Below are 17,476 nucleotides of genomic sequence, written 5' to 3' on the forward strand. Positions count from 1 at the left end.
CGCCCGTAGCAGAGGGCAAAGGTCCGCTCAGAGCAGGATTTCCCGCTCGCGCAGGTCCCTCAGGATCGCCGCGCCCTGCTCCACCACCGCCTGCGGCTGCGGATGCCCCATTTCGCCGGCCAGCTGCAGCAGCAGTTCGCGCGCCGCGACGCCGGGCCGCTCCTCGATCAGCTGCAGCAGGCGCGCGGTCACGGCATTGGTTTCCATGAAGCGGACCTGGTCGGCCCGGTTGCGCCACACCAGCAGGTAGACCGGCTGCCCCGACGGCTGCTGCGGCTGGAAGTCCGCGGCAATCCGGTGCACCGGCCAGTCATAGGCCAGGGACCAGGCCAGGGGCGACAGGCAGGGCGCGCCGGCCAGTTCGTCGCTTCCCGCGGAGGCGGCCGGCTCGCCGATCTCCTCCTCCGCCACGTCCAGCGCCAGCTCCACCCACTCGTAGTGCGCCAGCTCGCGCAGGAAGGGCGGATCGTCCGGGTGCTCGCCGCGCTCCTCCTCGAGATAGCGCAGGAACTCCGCGGCGATCTGGTGGAACTGCGGCGACTCGCAGCGATGGCGCGCATAGAAGTCGCGTACGCGCGCATGCCAGGCGGCATCGGGCGAAATGGCGCGCAGTACCGGGAAGGCGCTGGCCAGGCAATCCTCGATGTTGTTGTAGAACAGATCGCGGTAGATCTGCAGGCGCCGTTCCTCGATGCCGGGCGGCGCGGCCTGGGCCTGCGGATCGCGCAGGTGGGCGGCGAACTGCCTCTGCAGGCGCTGGAAGGGCGCCTCAGCCATGGGCCCGCTTCCGCGGCGCGGCGTGGCGCAGCTGCAGGGCATTGATCTGGCGGATCTCGCGCATCAGCTCCGGCAGCGGCGGGATGTTGAAGTCGCGCTCCAGCAGGGTCGGCACCGGGCCGAGGCGCGCATAGGCGCGCTCCAGCAGGGACCAGACCGGGTCGATCACGTCGGCACCGTGGGTATCCACGCGCAGGTCCTCGGCTTCCTCGTAGTGCCCGGCCACGTGGATGTAGCGCACGCGCGCGGCCGGCAGGCCGTCGAGGAAGGCCGCGGGGTCGTAACGATGGTTGATGCTGTTGACGTAGATGTTGTTGACGTCCAGCAGCAGGTCGCAGCCGGCACGGTCCAGCACGGCACGGATGAAATCCAGCTCGCTGATGTCGCCTGCACTTGTGCCCAGCGCCAGGTAATAGCTCGCGTTCTCCAGCGCGATGCGCCGCTCCAGGATGTCCTGCACGCGCCGGACGCGCGCAGCGACGTACTCCACCGCCTCTTCGGTGAACGGAATCGGCATCAGGTCATAGAGGTGGCCGTCGTCCGAGCAGTACGTCAGGTGCTCGGTGTAGTCGGCGATGCCGTGAAGATCCAGAAAGGCCTTCAGGCGGCGAAGGAAATCCTCGTCCAGCGGCGCGGGGCTGCCGATCGACAGCGACAGGCCGTGGGTGACGAAGGGGAAGCGCTCCGTGTATTCGCGGAACGCGCGGCCGTAGCGGCCGCCGATGTTCATCCAGTTCTCAGGCGTGGCCTCGAGGAAGCCGATCTCGCCGGGCGACTGGTCCGCGAGCGGGCCCAGCAGGGCCCGCCGCAGACCGAGTCCGGCGCCTCGCACCGCGGCGGTGACGGCGCTCATGCGCGCATCGGCCGGCGGCGCGGGCACCCCTGGCTCACTTGGCCTTCTTCTCGCCGCACTTGCCCTCGCCGCACTTGCCTTCGTGCGCCTTCTTCTCTTCGGGCTTGGCGCCACCGCACTTGCCTTCGCCGCACTTGCCCTCGGCCTTCTTCTCGGCGGCCTTGGCGCCGCCGCACTTGCCTTCGCCACACTTGCCCTCGCCGCACTTGCCTTCACCGGCCTTGGCGTCGGCCAGCTGCATGTAGCCGCCGGACAGGTCCGTGGTCTTGAACACCGAAGCCTGCGCCGACAGGCCGGTCATGGCGAAGGCGGCGCCCAGGGCGATGGCGAGGGGTTTCTTGGTCTGACGCATGTTGCTTCTCCTGATGAGTGGCCGGAATGGCCATTAATTGGTGGCCTGTACGGATACGAGGGCCGGATTGCCCTGGATGCGGCGGCGCAGCCACCCGTCCAGGCTCACATAGCGACCACCGCCGGTGAAGAACAGCGACAGCAGCATGATGAAGTAAGTTGCAGCGAACTCGATGCCGTTGTTGAGGATGACCAGCGAGCCGTACTCGGTCAAATGTTCGTAGTCGCCGTGCTCGCGCAGGATCGCCTTGGCCTCGGCCAGGCGTTCCAGCGCCAGCATGGTGCGCTCGGTCGCGAACGGCCCCATGCCCTCGGCGATGGCCAGCCAGCCATGCGGCAGGTGCACGGTGAAGATCGCCACCAGCATCGTCACCATCAACGGAATGCACATCCAGCGCAAGCCCAGGCCCAGGACCAGGGCCACGGCCCCGGCCAGCTCCGTCGCCGTGGCCAGGAAGGCCATCAGTGTGGGGAAAGGCAGCCCCAGGCCGTACATCATGTCGCCGAACCATTGCACCGTGTCGGGGAAGTTCATGGCCTTCTGCATGCCGGCCATCCAGAACACCGGCGCCAGGTAGAGGCGCATCAGCAGCGGCGCCAGGTCCTCGGCGGCGCGGCTGCGGTCCAGCAGGTCCTGCGCGGCGATCAGCAGTTTCATGTCCCGGCCCCATGTCGGTTTCGATGCTGGCAATGCTAGGCTCCTGCCCCAGCCCTGACTGTGCCCGGAAGTCCGCCGTTCATGCTCAAGAATCCGGAAGACCGCGTCCTCGATTCGGCCCTGGCGGCCTACCAGTTGCATGCCCGGGTCACCGACAACGCCAGCTACTGCGGCCGCTGGCACGAGGCGGAGCCGGCCGCCGAGGCCTGCATCTTCCACCTGATCGGCTCCGGCAGCTGCCAGGTCAGCGGCGCCGGCCTGGCCGCGGCCGAATCCCTGGCCGCCGGCGACCTGGTGATCTTCCCGCGCGGCCATGCCCACCGCCTGGATGGCGACGGCTTCACCACCATGCTCTGCGGCCAATTCGACTTCGTCTGCGGCCACCGCAATCCGCTGCTGGACGCCCTGCCGGACTGCCTGATCGTGCGCGAGGCCGAAGCCGGCTCGGCCCTGCGGCGGGTGGCGCAGCTGATGTGCGAGGAGGCCAACCTGGAGAGCTTCGGCAGCCGGGCGGTGGTCGACAAGCTGGCCGACTCGCTGTTCGTGATGAGCGTGCGCAGCTACCTGGCGCGTACGCCGCAGCGCCGCGGCCTGCTGGCCGCCCTGGCCGACCCCCAGCTGGGCCGGGCCCTGCAGGCCATGCACGGCGAGCCCGGCCGCGACTGGTCGGTGGCCAGCCTGGCGGAGGTGGCGGCCATGTCGCGCAGCCGCTTCGCCGAGGAGTTCGCCCAGCTGATGGGCCAGTCCCCCATCCAGTACCTGACCCAGTGGCGGATGATGTCCGCCCTGCGCCTGCTGCAGGAGCCGCGCCTGTCGGTCCTGGCCATCGCCGGCCGCCTGGGCTACCAGACCGAGGCGGCTTTCCGGCGCAGCTTCAAGCGTGTCCATGGCCAGGGGCCCGGCCACTTCCGGCGGCTGCGCGCCCTGCCGGAAATGTGACGCACATCACACTCTGGCCTGGCCCCTCTACGGCCAAGTCCCTGTTCCGGCAGGAAATCGGTTAAGTTGCACGCCGCCGAAAGCCGCTGGACGCGGCTGAATACATGGACGTATGGCCCAAACGCACGATGCCCCCGGACCCCGGGGCTGTCATCATGCATTCCTAGAGCAATCAGTCTTTTGCCATGTCGCCCAGCCAGGAGAGCCGCTCGGACGGCGCCTCCCGCCAGGCGCCTCTGACGGATTACGAAGACCTCAGCCGCAGCGCGGATTTCCTCCGCCAGCTCGACGCCGCCTCGCGCACGTCCAACCCGCTCAAGCGCTTCCCGCCGGAACATGAAAAGCGCTTCCGCGAGGACGCGCGCGCCAAGTTCGGCCAGGCCCGCGCGCTGACCAGCCTGCTGCCGGCCCTGATGCTGGTGACCTCCCCGCTGTGGGGCCAGCCGCTGATGCACCCGCCCGCGGGCTTCATCGAGCTGATCCGGGCCTTCGAGTTCGCCCTGATCGTGCCGCTGTGCCTGGTGTCCGCCTGGATGCTGTGGCGCCGCCCCAGCAGCGTCATCGGCGAGACCCTGTTCATGGTCAGCTTCCTGGTGCTGGCCGTCACCCTGGAATGGTTGCGCCACCGCGGCATCTCCATGGGCTTCCACCTGAGCCCCAGCCTGTCGAGCTGCGTGCTGGTGGGCTTCATCGTGATCGGCCGCGTACCGCTGCGCGAGGCCGCCGCCTTCGTCGCGCTGTACCTCGGCTTCATGCTGTTCTCCGACTGGGTGCGGGAGGCCGGCGCCCCACCCGTGCGCAACCCCGTGGACTGGCTGGTGGAAGGCATCTTCATCGGCGTGGTCATCAGCGGCGCCATGTGGAACGAGCTCTACAGCCGCCGCAACTGGGCCGCCCAGCAATTGCTCAAGTCACTGGCCTACGTCGACCCGCTGACCAAGCTGCCCAATCGTCGCGCCTTCGAGCAGCACTACGAGTCCGTGGCGCGTCACGCCCGGCGCGAGTACAAGCGCCTGTTCGTGGCCCTGGTGGACATGGACCATTTCAAGAACCTGAACGATCACCACGGCCATGACTACGGCGACGGCGTGCTGGTGGAGATCGGCCTGGTGCTGAGCGACTTCGCGCGCCGGCCGCTGGACATGGCGGCGCGCCTCGGCGGCGAGGAATTCGCGCTGGTGCTCTACGACTGCTCGCGCGCCGACGGCCTGCGGCGGCTGGAGGAACTGCGCCAGCAGGTGGAGGCCCTGGATCTGGCCAATGCCGGCACCGCGCGGGGCCACGTCACCATCAGCGCCGGCGGCGTCGGCGTGCACGCCGACGTGCCCCTGGCCGAGGCCTATCGCATGGCCGACACCGTGCTCTACGCCGCCAAGCGCCAGGGCCGCAACCGCACCGTGATCGCCGACTCCGCCCAGGCCGGCAGCGCCGTGGCCTGAGCCGGCTTCCGCCTTTTTTGGTATTTTGCGCGCCCGCGATGCCGGGCCTTTAGCTCAACGGTTAGAGCAGGGGACTCATAATCCCTTGGTTGTGGGTTCGAATCCCACAGGGCCCACCAACTCTCAGCCGACCGCCATTTGCGCTAGGTTTTGCCCCATAACCGGTCGATTGGCCCGTTACGCAATCAAGCCGCGTTCGCCATTCACATTGAGGACTCGATGCTGAAGAACATCTGCGTCTACTGCGGATCCAGTCCGGGGCGCCTGCCGGCCTATGCCGAAGGCGCACGCGCGCTGGCCGCCGCACTGGTGGAGCGCGGCATCGGCCTGGTCTACGGCGGATCCAACCTCGGGGTGATGGGCGTGCTGGCCGACGAGGTGCTGCGCCTGGGCGGCCGCGTCACCGGCGTGATCCCGGAAGCGCTGGTGGAAAAGGAGGCCGGCCACAACGGCCTCAGCGAGCTGCGCATCACGCGCTCGATGCACGAGCGCAAGGCGCTGATGGCGGAACTGTCGGACGGGTTCATTGCCCTGCCCGGCGGCCTCGGCACACTGGAGGAAATCCTGGAGATCTGGACCTGGGCCCAGCTGAGCCTGCACGAGAAGCCCTGCGGCCTGCTCAACGTGGCGGGCTACTACGACCGCCTGGGCGGCTTCCTGGACCACGCGCGGGACGAGGGCTTCGTGCGGCCGGCGCACCACGCCATGATGATGGTGGACGACGACCCGCGGCGACTGTTGCAGCAGTTTGACGGCTACGTGGCGCCGCCGCCGACGCGCTGGGTGGAGCGGTCTCTGCCCTAGGCGGAACCGGCGGCGCGCGATGGATTCGGGGGCACGGCAGGAGTAGGCTCGGCACTCCAACCCAGCCGCCGCGAGGGAGCCATGAAGCTGACCGTCAACGGAACCGCGCATGAAGTGGACGCGCCGCCCGACATGCCCCTGCTGTGGGTGCTGCGCGACCTCATCGGGCTGACCGGCACCAAGTTCGGCTGCGGCATGGCGCAATGCGGGGCGTGCACTGTCCACCTCGACGGCACGCCCATGCGCTCCTGCATCACCCCGGCCGCGGCCGCGGCGGACAGGTCCGTCACCACCATCGAGGGCCTGTCGGCCGACGGCAGCCACCCGGTGCAGCGGGCCTGGGCCGAGTTGGACGTGGTGCAATGCGGCTATTGCCAGTCGGGGCAGATCATGTCGGCGGTGGCCCTGCTCGCCGCCAATGCCAAGCCCAGCGATGCGGACATCGACGCCGCGCTGTCCGGCAACCTCTGCCGCTGCGGCACCTACCAGCGCATCCGGGCCGCGGTGCATCGCGCCGCCGAGCTGTCGAAGGCCTGAGGAAACTGCCATGAACGATCTCAGCAATGCCTCGCGCCGCAGGTTCCTGAAGGCCGGCGCCGCCGTGGTCGGCGGCGGCCTGGTGATCGCCTTTACCGTCCCCCTGGCGAAGCGCTTCGCCGGCGGCGGCGAGGCCGCACCCGCCGCCCCGGCCGCGGCACCCGCCGCCAATGCCTTCCTGCGGGTCGGCAGCGACGACAGCGTCACCGTGCTGATCGCCCATTCCGAGATGGGCCAGGGCATCTGGACGGCATTGCCGATGCTGATCGCCGAGGAACTCGACGCCGACTGGTCGCGCGTGCGCGTGGAGCACGCGCCGGCCGCGCCGGTCTACGCGCACACCGTGTTCGGCATGCAGATGACCGGCGGCTCCAGCAGCACCTGGTCGGAGTTCGAGCGCTACCGCCAGGCCGGCGCCACGGCCCGCGCGCTGCTGGTGCAGGCAGCGGCGAAGCAATGGGGCGTGAACCCGGCCGACTGCCGCGTCGAGAACGGCATCGTCAGCAGCGGCTCGCACAGCGCCCGCTTCGGGGAGCTGGCGGAGGCCGCCAATGCATTGCCGGCGCCCGACAAGGTCGCGTTGAAGGAGCCCAAGGACTGGAAACTGATCGGCAAGGCGACCAAGCGCCTCGACACGCCGGAGAAGATCACCGGCCGCGCCACCTTCGGCATGGACGTGAAGTTCGACGGCCTGCTGACCGCGGTGGTGGCACGGCCGCCGGTGTTCGGTGGCACGGTGAAGTCCTACGACGCGGCGAAGGCGAAGGCCGTCCCCGGCGTCCGCTCCGTGGTGCAGGTGCCCAGCGGCATCGCCGTGGTGGCCGATCATTTCTGGGCCGCCAGGCAGGGGCGCGAGGCGCTGTCCGTCGAGTGGGACCTGGGTCCCAACGCGGCACTGGATACCGCTGCGCTGCAGGCGGAGTTCCAGCGCCTGGCCGATACGCCGGGCCTGGCCGCCGCCAAGGCCGGCGATCCGGCGCAGGCCATGAAGCAGGCGGCGAGGCAGCTGCAGGCCGACTACAGCGTGCCCTACCTGGCCCATGCGCCGATGGAACCGCTCAACGCCACGGTGAGGATCGGCCCGGACCGCTGCGAGATCTGGGCCGGCACGCAGTTCCAGACCCTGGACCAGATGGTGGCGGCGCAGATCACGGGCCTCAAGCCCGAGCAGGTGCAGATCCACACCACCTTCCTCGGCGGCGGCTTCGGCCGTCGCGCCACGCCGACCTCGGACTTCGTCAGCGAGGCGGTGCATGTCGCCAAGGCCGCGGGCCAGCCGGTGAAGACCGTATGGACGCGCGAGGACGACGTGCGCGGCGGCTACTACCGCCCGGCCTACCTGCACCGCGTGCACATCGGCGTGGATGACAAGGGGCTGCCGCTGGCCTGGCAGCACGCGGTGGTCGGCCAGTCGATCCTGGTCGGCACGCCGATGGAGCCGATGATGGTCAAGGACGGCGTCGACGCCACCTCGGTCGAGGGCGTGGTGGATTCTCCGTATCTCAAGGGCATCGGCGCGCACCGCGTGGAAATCCATTCGCCGAAGACCGGCATCCCGGTGCTGTGGTGGCGCTCGGTGGGTCACAGCCACACCGCCTTCGTGATGGAGGGCCTGGTCGATGAGCTGGCGCTGGCGGCGAAGCAGGATCCCGTGGAGTACCGCCGCGCCCTGCTCAAGGATCATCCGCGCCATCTCGGCGTGCTGAACCTGGCGGCGGAGAAGGCCGGCTGGGCGACGCCCCCGCCCAAGGGACGCGCGCGCGGCGTGGCGGTGCACGAGTCCTTCGGCAGCATCATCGCGCAGGTCGCCGAGGTCTCGGCGCAGGACGGCCGCATCCGCGTGCACCGCGTCACCTGCGCCGTGGACTGCGGCATCGCCGTGAATCCCATCGGCATCGCCGCGCAGATGGAATCCGGTGTCGCCTTCGGGCTCGGGGCCGCGCTGCACAGCCGGCTGGACTTCCGCGAGGGCCGGGTGCAGCAGTCCAATTTCCACGATTACGTCGTGCTGCGGCTCGACGAGATGCCGCAGGTGGACGTGCACATCGTGCCCAGCACCGAGAAGCCCGGCGGCGTCGGCGAGCCGGGCACCCCGCCGGTCGCCCCGGCAGTGGCCAATGCCGTGGCGGCGCTCACCGGGAAGCGGCTGCGCGAGCTGCCGCTGCGGCTGGCCTGAACCGGCGGCATGCGGCGGGCGATACCCGGCCCCGGCCATAGCGGCAGAATGGGCGGATGAACACACCGCAGGAATTCGCCCCGCTGCTGGCCGGGCTGCGCCGCCTGCAGGCCAGCGGCTTCGCCGGCGGCGGCGCACTGGCGACGCTGACGCGTACGCGCGGCTCCACCTTCCGCCGCGCCGGCGCACGCATGCTGGTCTGCGGCGACGGCCAGATCGTGCGCGGACTCTCCGGCGGCTGCCCGGAGCGCGACATCGTGGCGCGGGCCCGGGGCGTGATCGCCGCCGGCCGGCCCGAGATCGTGCGCTACAACCGCGAGTACGGGCTCGACGCCATGATCGAGATGGGCTGCGGCGGCGAACTGGAAGTGCTGATCGAGCCGCTGTCCTCCGGCGAGGACCTGCATTTCATCGACGCGGTGGAAGACTGCATGAGCGCCCGGCGCGAGGGATTCCTCGCCACGGCCTACACGCGCGACGGGCATTGCCTCTCGCCGCGCCCGCGGCGCCTGGTCTGGTCCGGCGGCGTCGCCAGCGACAGCCTGGCCGACCCGGCACTGGCGCAGGCCGTGGTCGCCCAGGGTACCGCCGCCGGCAGCGCTCCGGTGGTCCAGACCATCGGCACCGCCAGCGGCCGCTATGAGGTGCTGATCGAGCGCCTGCGCCCGCCGCATGCCCTGCTGCTGGTGGGCGTCACCGCGGGCGCGGTGGCGCTGGCACGCTTCGCCCAGACCCTGGGCTGGGCCGTGACGCTGGTGGACTCCCGTGATGACGTGGACCGCTCGGCGCTGCCGCCGGGCACGCGCCTGCTCCAGGCCGCCCCCGCGGCGCTGCTGCAGGGCCTGCAGCCGGGCCAGTACGATTCCGCCGTGGTGATGACGCACAACCTCGAGCGCGACGCCGACTACCTGCGCGCGCTGGCCACGCTGCCGCTGGCCTATCTCGGGGCCATCGGCTCGCGCAGCCGCGCGGCAAAGCTCTGCGCGGCCACCGGGCTGCAACCGCCGCGCCTGCGCGCGCCCGCCGGCCTGGACCTGGGCTCGGAAACGCCGGAGGAGATCGCGCTGGCGATCGCCGCGGAAATCCTCGCCGTGAGCAGCGGCCGCAGCGGCGGCGTACTGAGCGCGCACGACGGTCCGATCCACTGATGCCGGAGGCCGCGATCCAGGCCCTGCTGCTGGCGGCCGGCAACGCCAGCCGCTTCGGCAGCGCCAAGCAGCTGGCGCCGCTGGACGGCGTGGCCCTGGTGCGCCGCGCCGCCCTGGCGGTGCTGGACACCGGCCTGCCGCTGACGGTGGTCACCGGGGCCTATGCGGACGAGGTGGCCGCCGCGCTGGAGGGCCTGCCGCTGACGCTGCGGCACAACGCCGGCTGGGCGGACGGCATGGGCGGCTCGCTGGGCTGCGGCTTCCGCCACCTGCTCGGCGGCGGCTCGCAGGCAGCGCTGGTATGCCTGGCGGACCAGCCGCGCGTACAGGCCCCGCAGCTGCGGCAGCTGATCCAGGCCTGGCGCCTGGACCCGCGGTGCATGGCCGCGGCGGCGCACGGCGACGCGCTGGGGCCGCCCTGCCTGTTCCCGCGGCGCTGGTACGAGGAGCTGTCGCGCTGGACGGGACCGCAGGGCGCCCGCAGGCTGCTGGAGCGGCATCCGCAGGAACTGCTGCGCGTGGCGATGCCGGAGGCGGCGGTGGACGTGGATACGCGCGCGGACTTCGAAAACCTGAAAATCCCGTAGGGGCGGCTGTCAGCCGCGATCACGCGATCCTGTGACCCGGCGTTCGCGGCTGACAGCCGCTCCCGCGCCGCTCAATCCCCGACGATGCCTTCCTTGGCCATGGTCTGCGTGCCCACCATGATCATGCGCAGGATCTTCACCATCTGCTCGATCAGTTCCGGGTGCCGCTCGGGCGGCAGGTCCATGGCCGTGGTGCCCATGTTGAACACCAGGCGGGTGATCGCCTTGGCCACCAGCTGCGGCTCGTAGATCGGCAGCTTGTTGAGCTCCGCCAGGCGGATCAGGTCCACGCAGAGCTCTTCCTCGAAGGAGCGCAGCTCGCGCTCCACCGCCTGCTTGAAGGCGTCCGAGCCCACCGTGCCCTCGCGCAGCACGATGTGCAGCAACTTCTCGTCGGCGCTGAGCTGCTCCATGAAGGTTTCCACCGAGCTGCGCACCACGCTGCGGCCGCTGGCGGCGCGGTGGCGCGCCTCGCCGATGATCTTGCGCAGCGAGCGGCCGGCCTGGTCGATCAGGGCGATGGCCAGCTCGTCCACATCGCGGAAATGGCGGTAGAAGCTGTTGGGCGCGATGCCGGCCTCGCGCGCCACCTCGCGCAGGCTCAGGGTGGAGACGCTGCGGTGCGGCCCCACCAGCTTGAGCGCGGCGGCGATCAGGTCTTCCCGCGTGATCACCGGCTTGCGTCCCTGGGGCGCCTGCCCGCGGCGGGGGCTGCGGCTGGCGGCGCGGGTCTTGGTGGCGGAAGTCATGGCGACATCATAGCGCATCATTAAAGTACAGTTGTATAGACAAATGTACTTTTAATGGTATGATGGGTCCATCCGCCCTCCGGAAGGAATGTCCTTGAGCCCTGCCCCCCACCGCCTGCTGCGCGCCGCCGTGACGGCGCCCGTGTTCGATTTCTGGAGCCGCCAGTTCGGCAGCATCCAGGCCTGGGACCGCTGCCTGGCACGCGTCGTCGGCCGTCGCGAGGAAGCTCGCGGCGCGGTGACGCTGACGCTGCAGCCCAACCGCCGCTTCCGCGGCTTCGCCCCCGGCCAGCATGTCAACCTCACCGCCGAGGTGGACGGCGTGCGCCTGACGCGCAGCTACAGTTTCACGCAGCCGCCGCGCGCCGACGGCCGCCTGCGCATCACGGTCAAGCAGGTCCAGGGCGGCCGCCTGAGCACCGCGCTGTGCGCCCTGCGCCCCGGCGCCGTGGTGGAACTGGGCGAACCCTACGGCGGGATGACCCTGCCGCAGGGGCCGGGCCGCTACCTGTTCCTGGCCGCCGGCAGCGGCATCACGCCGCTGATGTCCCTGAGCCTGGCGCTGGAGCAGAACCCGCAGGCCGAAGCCACGCTGGTCTACTGGGCCCAGCACCGCGACGAGCTGTGCTTCGCCGAGGAGTTGCGCACGCTGGCGGCACGGCAGCCGCGGCTGCGCCTGCACTTCGCGCTGACGCGCGAACCGCTGCGCCTGGCCGGGGAGTTCGGACGCCGGCTCGACGCCGCGCTGCTGGACGAGGTGGCGCCGGAGCTGGCGGCTGTGCAGGTCTTCGCCTGCGGGCCGCGCGGCTTTGTCGAACAGGCCCGCGCGCTGGCCCAGGGCCGCGCGCAGCGCTTCCACGGCGAGGCCTTCACCCCGCCGGAAGCCGCCGGCGGCGGCGCGCCGGTGCGCGTGCAGCTGCGCCGCAGCGGCCAGACGCTGGAAGTGCCGGCCGGCACCCCGCTGCTGCCGGCGCTGGAAGCCCAGGGCCTGCGACCGGATTCGGGCTGCCGCATGGGGCTGTGCAACACCTGCGCCTGCCGCCTCGTCGAAGGCGTGGGCCAGAACCTCGACAGCGGCGAAACCATCGCCGAACCGGGCAGCGAACTGCGCATCTGCATCAGCGCCGCCCGCAGCGACCTCACCCTGGACCTCTGATCATGACCTCCGCCGCTCTCAACCGTCCCCTGTCCGTTGCCGAGCTGGACGCCTTCGGCGCCGAGCTCGACGCGCTGCGCGCCCGCACCATGGCGCAGGTCGGCGCCGAGGATGCGCGCTACATCCGCCGCATCGTAGCCACCGTGCGCTACACCGAGGCCGCCGGCCGTGCCCTGCTGTTCTTCGGCGCCTTGCCGCCGGCCTGGGTGCTGGGCACGCTGCTGCTGGGCCTGTCCAAGATCCTGGAGAACATGGAACTGGGCCACAACGTGATGCACGGCCAGTACGACTGGATGCGCGACCCGCACCTCCACGGCAAGACCTACGAGTGGGACATCGTCGGCACCAGCGACAACTGGCGCTACACCCACAACTACAAGCACCACACCTACACCAACGTGCGCGGCATGGACGACGACATCGGCTACGGCCTGCTGCGCCTGTTCCCCGAGCAGCGCTGGCGTCCGTTCTACCTGTTCCAGCCGCTGATCGCGGTGATCTTCGCGCTGCTGTTCCAGTGGGGCGTGGCGATCCAGCGCCTGGAGCTGGGCAAGGTCTTCAGCGGCCGCAAGACCAAGGCCGAGCTGCGCGAGGAGTTCCGCCCGGTGGGCCGCAAGATGCGCCGCCAGCTGCTGAAGGACTACGTGCTGTTCCCGCTGCTGGCCGGCCCCTTCTTCCTGCCGGTGCTGCTGGGCAACCTGGTGGCCAACGGCATGCGCAACCTGTGGACCTACGCGGTGATCTTCTGCGGCCACTTCACCGCCGACGCCGAGACCTTCCCCAAGAGCGTGCTGCAGAACGAGAGCCGCGGCCACTGGTACCTGCGCCAGCTGCGCGGTTCGTCCAACCTCAGCGGCGGCAGGCTGCTGCACATCATGACCGGCAACCTCAGCCACCAGATCGAGCATCACCTGTATCCGGACATGCCGGCGCGGCGCTATGCCCAGGTGGCTCCGGAGGTGCGCGCGATCTGCGCCCGCTACGGCCAGAACTACAACACCGGCTCGATGTGGAGCCAGTTCGGCCAGGTGATCTGGCGCATCCTGCGGCATGCGCTGCCGAGCCGGCCGGGCAAGGCAGCGCCGCTGGTCGCTCCGGTGGCGGAAGCCGTCTGACCGCCCGCGAAGCCCGTTCGTGCGGAGCCCGTCGAAGCATGAACGGGCCGGCCGCCAAGGTCAGCGGCCGTTCACCCTTCGACAGGCTCAGGGCGAACGGCTTCGATCCTTACTTGCTCTGCAGCGCTTCCATCAGAGCCGCAGCCCGGTTTGCCAGAGGCGAGCCGGGAAGCACCGTCCAAGCACGCTCCCGGCTTCGCTGCCCGAAAACCGGGCCACCTTTCGACCGTCATACTGGCGAAAGCCGGTATCCGGGCAGGCAAAAAAAGCCGCGATGCGCTCACAGCGCACCGCGGCTTTCTTGTGCCTGCCTACTTGTTCTTCAGAGCCTCCATCAGCGCCGCGCCCAGCGAGCCCTGCTGCGGCTTGGCCGGCGCCTGCTGGCGCGGCGGCGGCATGCGGTCGCGCGGGCCGGAAGGCCGTTCGGACGGGCTGCCGCCGCGCGGCGCGCCGGCATCGTCCTTCTTCATGCTGAGCGCGATGCGCTTGCGCTTCGGATCCACGTCCACCACGCGCACCTTGACCACGTCGCCGGCCTTCACCACCTGGTGCGGGTCCTTGACGAACTTGTCGGCCAGCTGCGAGACATGCACCAGGCCGTCCTGGTGGACGCCGATATCGACGAAGGCGCCGAAGGCGGCGACGTTGGTCACCGTGCCCTCCAGCATCATGCCGGGCTTGAGGTCCTTGATGTCGTCGATGCCGTCGGCGAAGTTCGCCGTGCGGAATTCCGGGCGTGGATCGCGGCCGGGCTTTTCCAGCTCGGCGATGATGTCGCGCACCGTCGGCAGGCCGAAATGCTCGTCGGCGAAGCGCTTCGGGTCGAGCTTGCGCAGCGTCGCGCTGTCGCCCATCAGCGCGCGCAGGTCGCGGCCGCAGGCGGCGACGATGCGCTCCGCCAGGCCGTAGGCCTCCGGGTGCACCGAGGAGGCATCCAGCGGCTCCGTGCCGTTGGGTATGCGCAGGAAGCCGGCGCACTGCTCGAAGGTCTTGGGCCCCAGGCGCGACACCTCCAGCAGCTCGCGGCGCGACTTGAAGGCGCCGACGCTGTTGCGGTGCAGGACGATGGCCTCGGCCAGCGAACCGCCCAGGCCGGATACGCGCGCCAGCAGCGAGGCCGAAGCGGTGTTGAGGTCCACGCCCACGGCGTTCACCGCGTCCTCCACGACCGCGTCCAGGGCGCGCGCCAGGCGGTACTGGTCCACGTCATGCTGGTACTGGCCCACGCCGATGGACTTGGGCTCGATCTTCACCAGCTCCGCCAGCGGATCCTGCAGGCGCCGCGCGATCGACACCGCGCCGCGCAGCGACACGTCCAGGTCGGGGAATTCCGCCGCCGCGGCGGCGGAGGCCGAGTACACCGAGGCGCCCGCCTCGCTGACCGTGACCTTGGTCGGCCGCGCGCCGGCCGGCAGCGCCGACAGCAGCTCCCCGGCCAGCTTGTCGGTCTCGCGGCTGGCGGTGCCGTTGCCGATGGCGATCAGCTCCACCTGGTGCTTGGCGATCAGGCGTGCCAGCTCGGCCTGCGCGCCGCGCACGTCGTTGCGCGGCTGGAAGGGATAGACCGTGGCGGTCTCCAGCAGCTTGCCGGTGCCGTCCACCACCGCCACCTTCACGCCGGTGCGGATGCCGGGGTCCAGGCCCATGGTGGCGCGCGAGCCGGCCGGCGCGGCCAGCAGCAGGTCCTTGAGGTTGCGCGCGAACACGCGGATCGCCTCTTCCTCGGCGCGCTCGCGCAGCTCGGTCATCAGGTCCATCGACAGCGAAAACGACAGCTTGACGCGCCAGGTCCATCGCACCACGTCCATCAGCCAGCTGTCGGCGGCGCCCTTGGCCGGGTCCACCGCGAAGGCCTCGGCGATCATGCGTTCCACCGGCTTCCACGTGGAAGCATCCTCCGCGTCCACCTCGATCTCCAGGGCCAGCACTTCCTCGTTGCGCCCGCGCAGCATCGCCAGCGCGCGATGGCCCGGCACGGTGGCCCAGCGCTCGTGGTGGGCGAAGTAGTCGGAGAACTTGGCGCCCGCCTCCTCCTTGCCCTCGAAGACCTTGGCCCGCAGCACGGCGCGCTCCTTCATGTAGCTGCGCAGGCGGCCCAGCAGGTCGGCGTTCTCGGCGAAGCGCTCCATGACGATGTCGCGTGCGCCGTCCAGCGCGGCCTTCACGTCCGCCACCTCGGCATTGAGGTACTGCGCGGCCAGCTCGGCCGGCACCACGCCGCGGTCCTCCAGGATCGTCTCGGCCAGCGGGCCCAGGCCCTTCTCGCGCGCGATCTCGGCCTTGGTGCGGCGCTTGGGCTTGTAGGGCAGGTAGAGGTCTTCCAGCTCCGCCTTGGTCTCCACGCCGGCGATGCGGGCCTCCAGGTCCTCGCTCAGCTTGCCCTGCGAGCGGATCGACTCCAGCACCGCGGCGCGGCGGGACTCCAGCTCGCGCAGGTAGCCCAGGCGCTCTTCCAGCAGGCGCAGCTGGGTATCGTCCAGCCCCCCGGTGATTTCCTTGCGGTAGCGCGCGATGAAGGGCACGGTGGCGCCCTCGTCGAGCAGGGCCACGGCCGCGGAAACCTGCTGCGGACGGGCGGCGATGTCGGCGGAGATCGTGCGGAGGATGCGTTCTGCGGTAGCGGTCATGCGGTCGAAAAGCTCGTCGTCGCCGTGCGGCGGAGGCCGCGCGGCGCCGTCTGGGGATGAGGGAAAGGGTTGGCGAGTAGCTTCCTGTTGCGAGGTAGCCGGCGGGGGCGCCCTTGGGAGATCACCGCGAGCCGGGAATCAAGCTACTCGCCAACTGAGGCGAACCATAGGCCGGCAGGCGGCATCTGACAAGGCTTGTATTTTCCGCATTTCCGCCGCCGGCCCGGCGGCCTGCCGCTCAGATCAGGAACAAGGCCAGCGCCACCAGCGTCGGCGGCAGCGCTCCCGTCAGCAGGCCGCCGGCGCCGATGGAACCGTCGCGGAAACCGTTCTTGAGCAGGGCGACGCCGGCGGGATTCGGCGCGTTGGCGATCACCGTGAGGCCGCCGCCGGTCACCGCGCCCGCCACCAGCATGTACTTGGCCTCGTCCGAAATCCCCGTGATCAGCGAGCCCAGGTAGGTCAGCGCGGCGTTGTCGGTGATCGCGGTCAGGGCCGTGGCGCCGAAGAACAGCGCCAGCGGCGACAGCCCGGAGATGATCGGCTGCAGCCACCATTGCTGCATGCCGCCCAGCACCACCAGGCCGGCCAGGAAGAAACCCACCAGCAGGCCTTCCTTGAGGATCAGCGGGCTCTGGTGCGTGTTGTAGGCCTGGGTGTAGCCGAGGAAGAACAGGAACAGCCCCATGAAGATCACCGGATGGTGGGCGAACACCACGACACCCGCCAGGAAGGCATAGTGGATCAGGCTGACCAGCAGGGGGACCGGCGCGGCCGCGCCCTCTTCCTGCAGGGGTTCGGCCAGGTGCCGCCGCATGAACCAGCACATCACGGTCGCGTTGATCATCACCGCGATCGCCGCGCGCCAGCCGAAGTGCGTCAGCATGAACATCGAATCCCATTGCCAGGTGGCCGCCACCATCAGCACCGGCGGCGCGGCGAAGGAGCTGAGCGTTCCGCCGATGGAGATGTTGACGAACAGCACGCCCAGGGCCGCGTACTTGAGCCGCTCCGGCAGGGACGTCAGGAACAGCGTGCGCAGCAGCATCAGCGCCGCCAGCGTCATCGCCGCCGGCTCGGTGATCAGCGAGCCCAGCAGCGGCACCAGCGACAGGCTGAGCCAGACCTGGGCCAGCCGCGTGGAGATCGGCAGCCAGCCCGCCACCGCCGCCACGAAGCGCCGCACCGACTCCAGCACCGGCCGCGAGGCGGCAACCACCATCACCACGAACACGAACAGCGGCTCGGTGTAGTGCCGGCTTTCGGCATAGTCCACGGCTTGGGAGCCGCCGACCGTCAGGGCCATGACCACGATCAGCACCGCGGCCCAGAAGCCGAAGACGATCTCCACCTCGCCGAGCAGGTGCAGCAGGCCGGCGTGGCGCGGATGCCGATGCGCCAGCCTCTCGAACAGCTTGGCGGTAAAGGTGTGCAGCAGGGCGATCGCGAAGATGATCGCCGCGGCGACCTCGATGGCGCTGGGGTTCATGCGTCTGGCGCTTTTCAGGGGTGCGGAGCGCCAAGCCTAACCGCCCGCCTCCCGGATGGCCAGATGAAGGG

16 protein-coding genes and 1 tRNA gene are annotated in these 17,476 nt (G+C 70.3%); 10 read left to right on the forward strand and 7 right to left on the reverse strand.

Annotated features, from left to right (window positions below):
- Positions 1-27 precede the first annotated feature (27 nt).
- From C3942_RS13590 to C3942_RS13605, 4 genes are read right to left on the reverse strand one after another with little or no spacing between them, the layout of a single operon-like run.
- The gene (locus C3942_RS13590) at positions 28-777 is read right to left on the reverse strand and encodes an HvfC family RiPP maturation protein (RefSeq protein ID WP_104230899.1); all 750 of its coding nucleotides are present in this window, start codon (positions 775-777) and stop codon (positions 28-30) included.
- Positions 770-1,630: an HvfB family MNIO-type RiPP peptide maturase gene (locus C3942_RS13595; protein WP_104231049.1), complete on the reverse strand. Its 861-nt coding sequence runs from the start codon at positions 1,628-1,630 to the stop codon at positions 770-772. Before C3942_RS13595 ends, C3942_RS13590 begins: the two co-directional genes overlap by 8 nt.
- 34 nt (positions 1,631-1,664) lie before the next feature.
- Positions 1,665-1,982 carry an HvfA family oxazolone/thioamide-modified RiPP metallophore gene (locus tag C3942_RS13600; protein ID WP_104230900.1) on the reverse strand — a complete coding sequence of 106 codons (318 nt, stop codon included), beginning with the start codon at positions 1,980-1,982 and terminating at the stop codon, positions 1,665-1,667.
- A 33-nt stretch (positions 1,983-2,015) separates the two neighbouring features.
- Positions 2,016-2,639, reverse strand: coding sequence for an HvfX family Cu-binding RiPP maturation protein (locus C3942_RS13605; protein ID WP_104230901.1), 624 nt, complete (start codon positions 2,637-2,639; stop codon positions 2,016-2,018).
- Positions 2,640-2,720: 81 nt separating this feature from the next.
- On the opposite strand from C3942_RS13605, the gene C3942_RS13610 reads away from it, so the two are divergent.
- The 8 genes from C3942_RS13610 (at position 2,721) to C3942_RS13645 (ending at position 10,269) form a co-directional block, all read left to right on the forward strand.
- On the forward strand, positions 2,721-3,578 hold the full coding sequence (locus tag C3942_RS13610) for an AraC family transcriptional regulator (protein WP_104230902.1): 858 nt from the start codon (positions 2,721-2,723) through the stop codon (positions 3,576-3,578).
- A gap of 185 nt (positions 3,579-3,763) precedes the next feature.
- The gene (locus tag C3942_RS13615; protein ID WP_104230903.1) at positions 3,764-5,017 is read left to right on the forward strand and encodes a GGDEF domain-containing protein; all 1,254 of its coding nucleotides are present in this window, start codon (positions 3,764-3,766) and stop codon (positions 5,015-5,017) included.
- A gap of 43 nt (positions 5,018-5,060) precedes the next feature.
- Positions 5,061-5,136: transfer RNA gene (locus C3942_RS13620), tRNA-Ile, on the forward strand.
- A gap of 100 nt (positions 5,137-5,236) precedes the next feature.
- Positions 5,237-5,821, forward strand: a complete 585-nt coding sequence (locus tag C3942_RS13625; RefSeq protein ID WP_104230904.1) for an LOG family protein — start codon at positions 5,237-5,239, stop codon at positions 5,819-5,821.
- An 81-nt stretch (positions 5,822-5,902) separates the two neighbouring features.
- Positions 5,903-6,358, forward strand: coding sequence for a (2Fe-2S)-binding protein (locus tag C3942_RS13630; RefSeq protein WP_104230905.1), 456 nt, complete (start codon positions 5,903-5,905; stop codon positions 6,356-6,358).
- A gap of 10 nt (positions 6,359-6,368) precedes the next feature.
- Positions 6,369-8,534, forward strand: a complete 2,166-nt coding sequence (locus tag C3942_RS13635) for a xanthine dehydrogenase family protein molybdopterin-binding subunit (RefSeq protein WP_104230906.1) — start codon at positions 6,369-6,371, stop codon at positions 8,532-8,534.
- 56 nt (positions 8,535-8,590) lie between these two features.
- Positions 8,591-9,682, forward strand: coding sequence for an XdhC family protein (locus C3942_RS13640; protein ID WP_104230907.1), 1,092 nt, complete (start codon positions 8,591-8,593; stop codon positions 9,680-9,682).
- On the forward strand, positions 9,682-10,269 hold the full coding sequence (locus C3942_RS13645; protein ID WP_104230908.1) for a nucleotidyltransferase family protein: 588 nt from the start codon (positions 9,682-9,684) through the stop codon (positions 10,267-10,269). The genes C3942_RS13640 and C3942_RS13645 overlap by 1 nt, the downstream gene beginning before the upstream one ends.
- A 71-nt stretch (positions 10,270-10,340) precedes the next feature.
- Here C3942_RS13645 and fabR read toward each other — a convergent pair whose 3' ends face one another.
- Positions 10,341-11,018 carry an HTH-type transcriptional repressor FabR gene (fabR, locus tag C3942_RS13650; protein ID WP_104231050.1) on the reverse strand — a complete coding sequence of 226 codons (678 nt, stop codon included), beginning with the start codon at positions 11,016-11,018 and terminating at the stop codon, positions 10,341-10,343.
- A gap of 88 nt (positions 11,019-11,106) precedes the next feature.
- Here fabR and C3942_RS13655 point away from each other — a divergent pair, with 88 nt between their 5' ends.
- Positions 11,107-12,174 carry a ferredoxin reductase gene (locus C3942_RS13655; RefSeq protein ID WP_104230909.1) on the forward strand — a complete coding sequence of 356 codons (1,068 nt, stop codon included), beginning with the start codon at positions 11,107-11,109 and terminating at the stop codon, positions 12,172-12,174.
- Between the two features lie 2 nt (positions 12,175-12,176).
- Complete coding sequence (locus C3942_RS13660) at positions 12,177-13,289, forward strand: fatty acid desaturase family protein (RefSeq protein ID WP_104230910.1); 1,113 nt, start codon at positions 12,177-12,179, stop codon at positions 13,287-13,289.
- A gap of 311 nt (positions 13,290-13,600) precedes the next feature.
- Here C3942_RS13660 and C3942_RS13665 read toward each other — a convergent pair whose 3' ends face one another.
- Positions 13,601-15,916, reverse strand: a complete 2,316-nt coding sequence (locus C3942_RS13665) for a Tex family protein (protein WP_104230911.1) — start codon at positions 15,914-15,916, stop codon at positions 13,601-13,603.
- A gap of 238 nt (positions 15,917-16,154) precedes the next feature.
- Positions 16,155-17,405 carry a putative Na+/H+ antiporter gene (locus C3942_RS13670; RefSeq protein ID WP_104230912.1) on the reverse strand — a complete coding sequence of 417 codons (1,251 nt, stop codon included), beginning with the start codon at positions 17,403-17,405 and terminating at the stop codon, positions 16,155-16,157.
- Between the last annotated feature and the right edge of the window lie 71 nt (positions 17,406-17,476).

The organism is Solimonas fluminis, from assembly GCF_002930645.1.
GTDB classification, from domain to species: Bacteria; Pseudomonadota; Gammaproteobacteria; order Nevskiales; family Nevskiaceae; genus Solimonas_A; species Solimonas_A fluminis.

What these genes read in the sequence shown, in the direction of transcription:
- C3942_RS13590 (WP_104230899.1), bottom strand. Translation starts at nt 777, where the DNA reads ATGGCTGAGGCGCCCTTCCAGCGCCTGCAGAGGCAGTTCGCCGCCCAC.
- C3942_RS13600 (WP_104230900.1), bottom strand. Translation starts at nt 1,982, where the DNA reads ATGCGTCAGACCAAGAAACCCCTCGCCATCGCCCTGGGCGCCGCCTTC.
- C3942_RS13660 (WP_104230910.1), top strand. Translation starts at nt 12,177, where the DNA reads ATGACCTCCGCCGCTCTCAACCGTCCCCTGTCCGTTGCCGAGCTGGAC.
- C3942_RS13625 (WP_104230904.1), top strand. Translation starts at nt 5,237, where the DNA reads ATGCTGAAGAACATCTGCGTCTACTGCGGATCCAGTCCGGGGCGCCTG.
- C3942_RS13670 (WP_104230912.1), bottom strand. Translation starts at nt 17,405, where the DNA reads ATGAACCCCAGCGCCATCGAGGTCGCCGCGGCGATCATCTTCGCGATC.
- fabR (WP_104231050.1), bottom strand. Translation starts at nt 11,018, where the DNA reads ATGACTTCCGCCACCAAGACCCGCGCCGCCAGCCGCAGCCCCCGCCGC.
- C3942_RS13645 (WP_104230908.1), top strand. Translation starts at nt 9,682, where the DNA reads ATGCCGGAGGCCGCGATCCAGGCCCTGCTGCTGGCGGCCGGCAACGCC.
- C3942_RS13630 (WP_104230905.1), top strand. Translation starts at nt 5,903, where the DNA reads ATGAAGCTGACCGTCAACGGAACCGCGCATGAAGTGGACGCGCCGCCC.
- C3942_RS13655 (WP_104230909.1), top strand. Translation starts at nt 11,107, where the DNA reads ATGTCCTTGAGCCCTGCCCCCCACCGCCTGCTGCGCGCCGCCGTGACG.
- C3942_RS13635 (WP_104230906.1), top strand. Translation starts at nt 6,369, where the DNA reads ATGAACGATCTCAGCAATGCCTCGCGCCGCAGGTTCCTGAAGGCCGGC.
- C3942_RS13615 (WP_104230903.1), top strand. Translation starts at nt 3,764, where the DNA reads ATGTCGCCCAGCCAGGAGAGCCGCTCGGACGGCGCCTCCCGCCAGGCG.
- C3942_RS13665 (WP_104230911.1), bottom strand. Translation starts at nt 15,916, where the DNA reads ATGACCGCTACCGCAGAACGCATCCTCCGCACGATCTCCGCCGACATC.
- C3942_RS13640 (WP_104230907.1), top strand. Translation starts at nt 8,591, where the DNA reads ATGAACACACCGCAGGAATTCGCCCCGCTGCTGGCCGGGCTGCGCCGC.
- C3942_RS13595 (WP_104231049.1), bottom strand. Translation starts at nt 1,630, where the DNA reads ATGAGCGCCGTCACCGCCGCGGTGCGAGGCGCCGGACTCGGTCTGCGG.
- C3942_RS13605 (WP_104230901.1), bottom strand. Translation starts at nt 2,639, where the DNA reads ATGAAACTGCTGATCGCCGCGCAGGACCTGCTGGACCGCAGCCGCGCC.
- C3942_RS13610 (WP_104230902.1), top strand. Translation starts at nt 2,721, where the DNA reads ATGCTCAAGAATCCGGAAGACCGCGTCCTCGATTCGGCCCTGGCGGCC.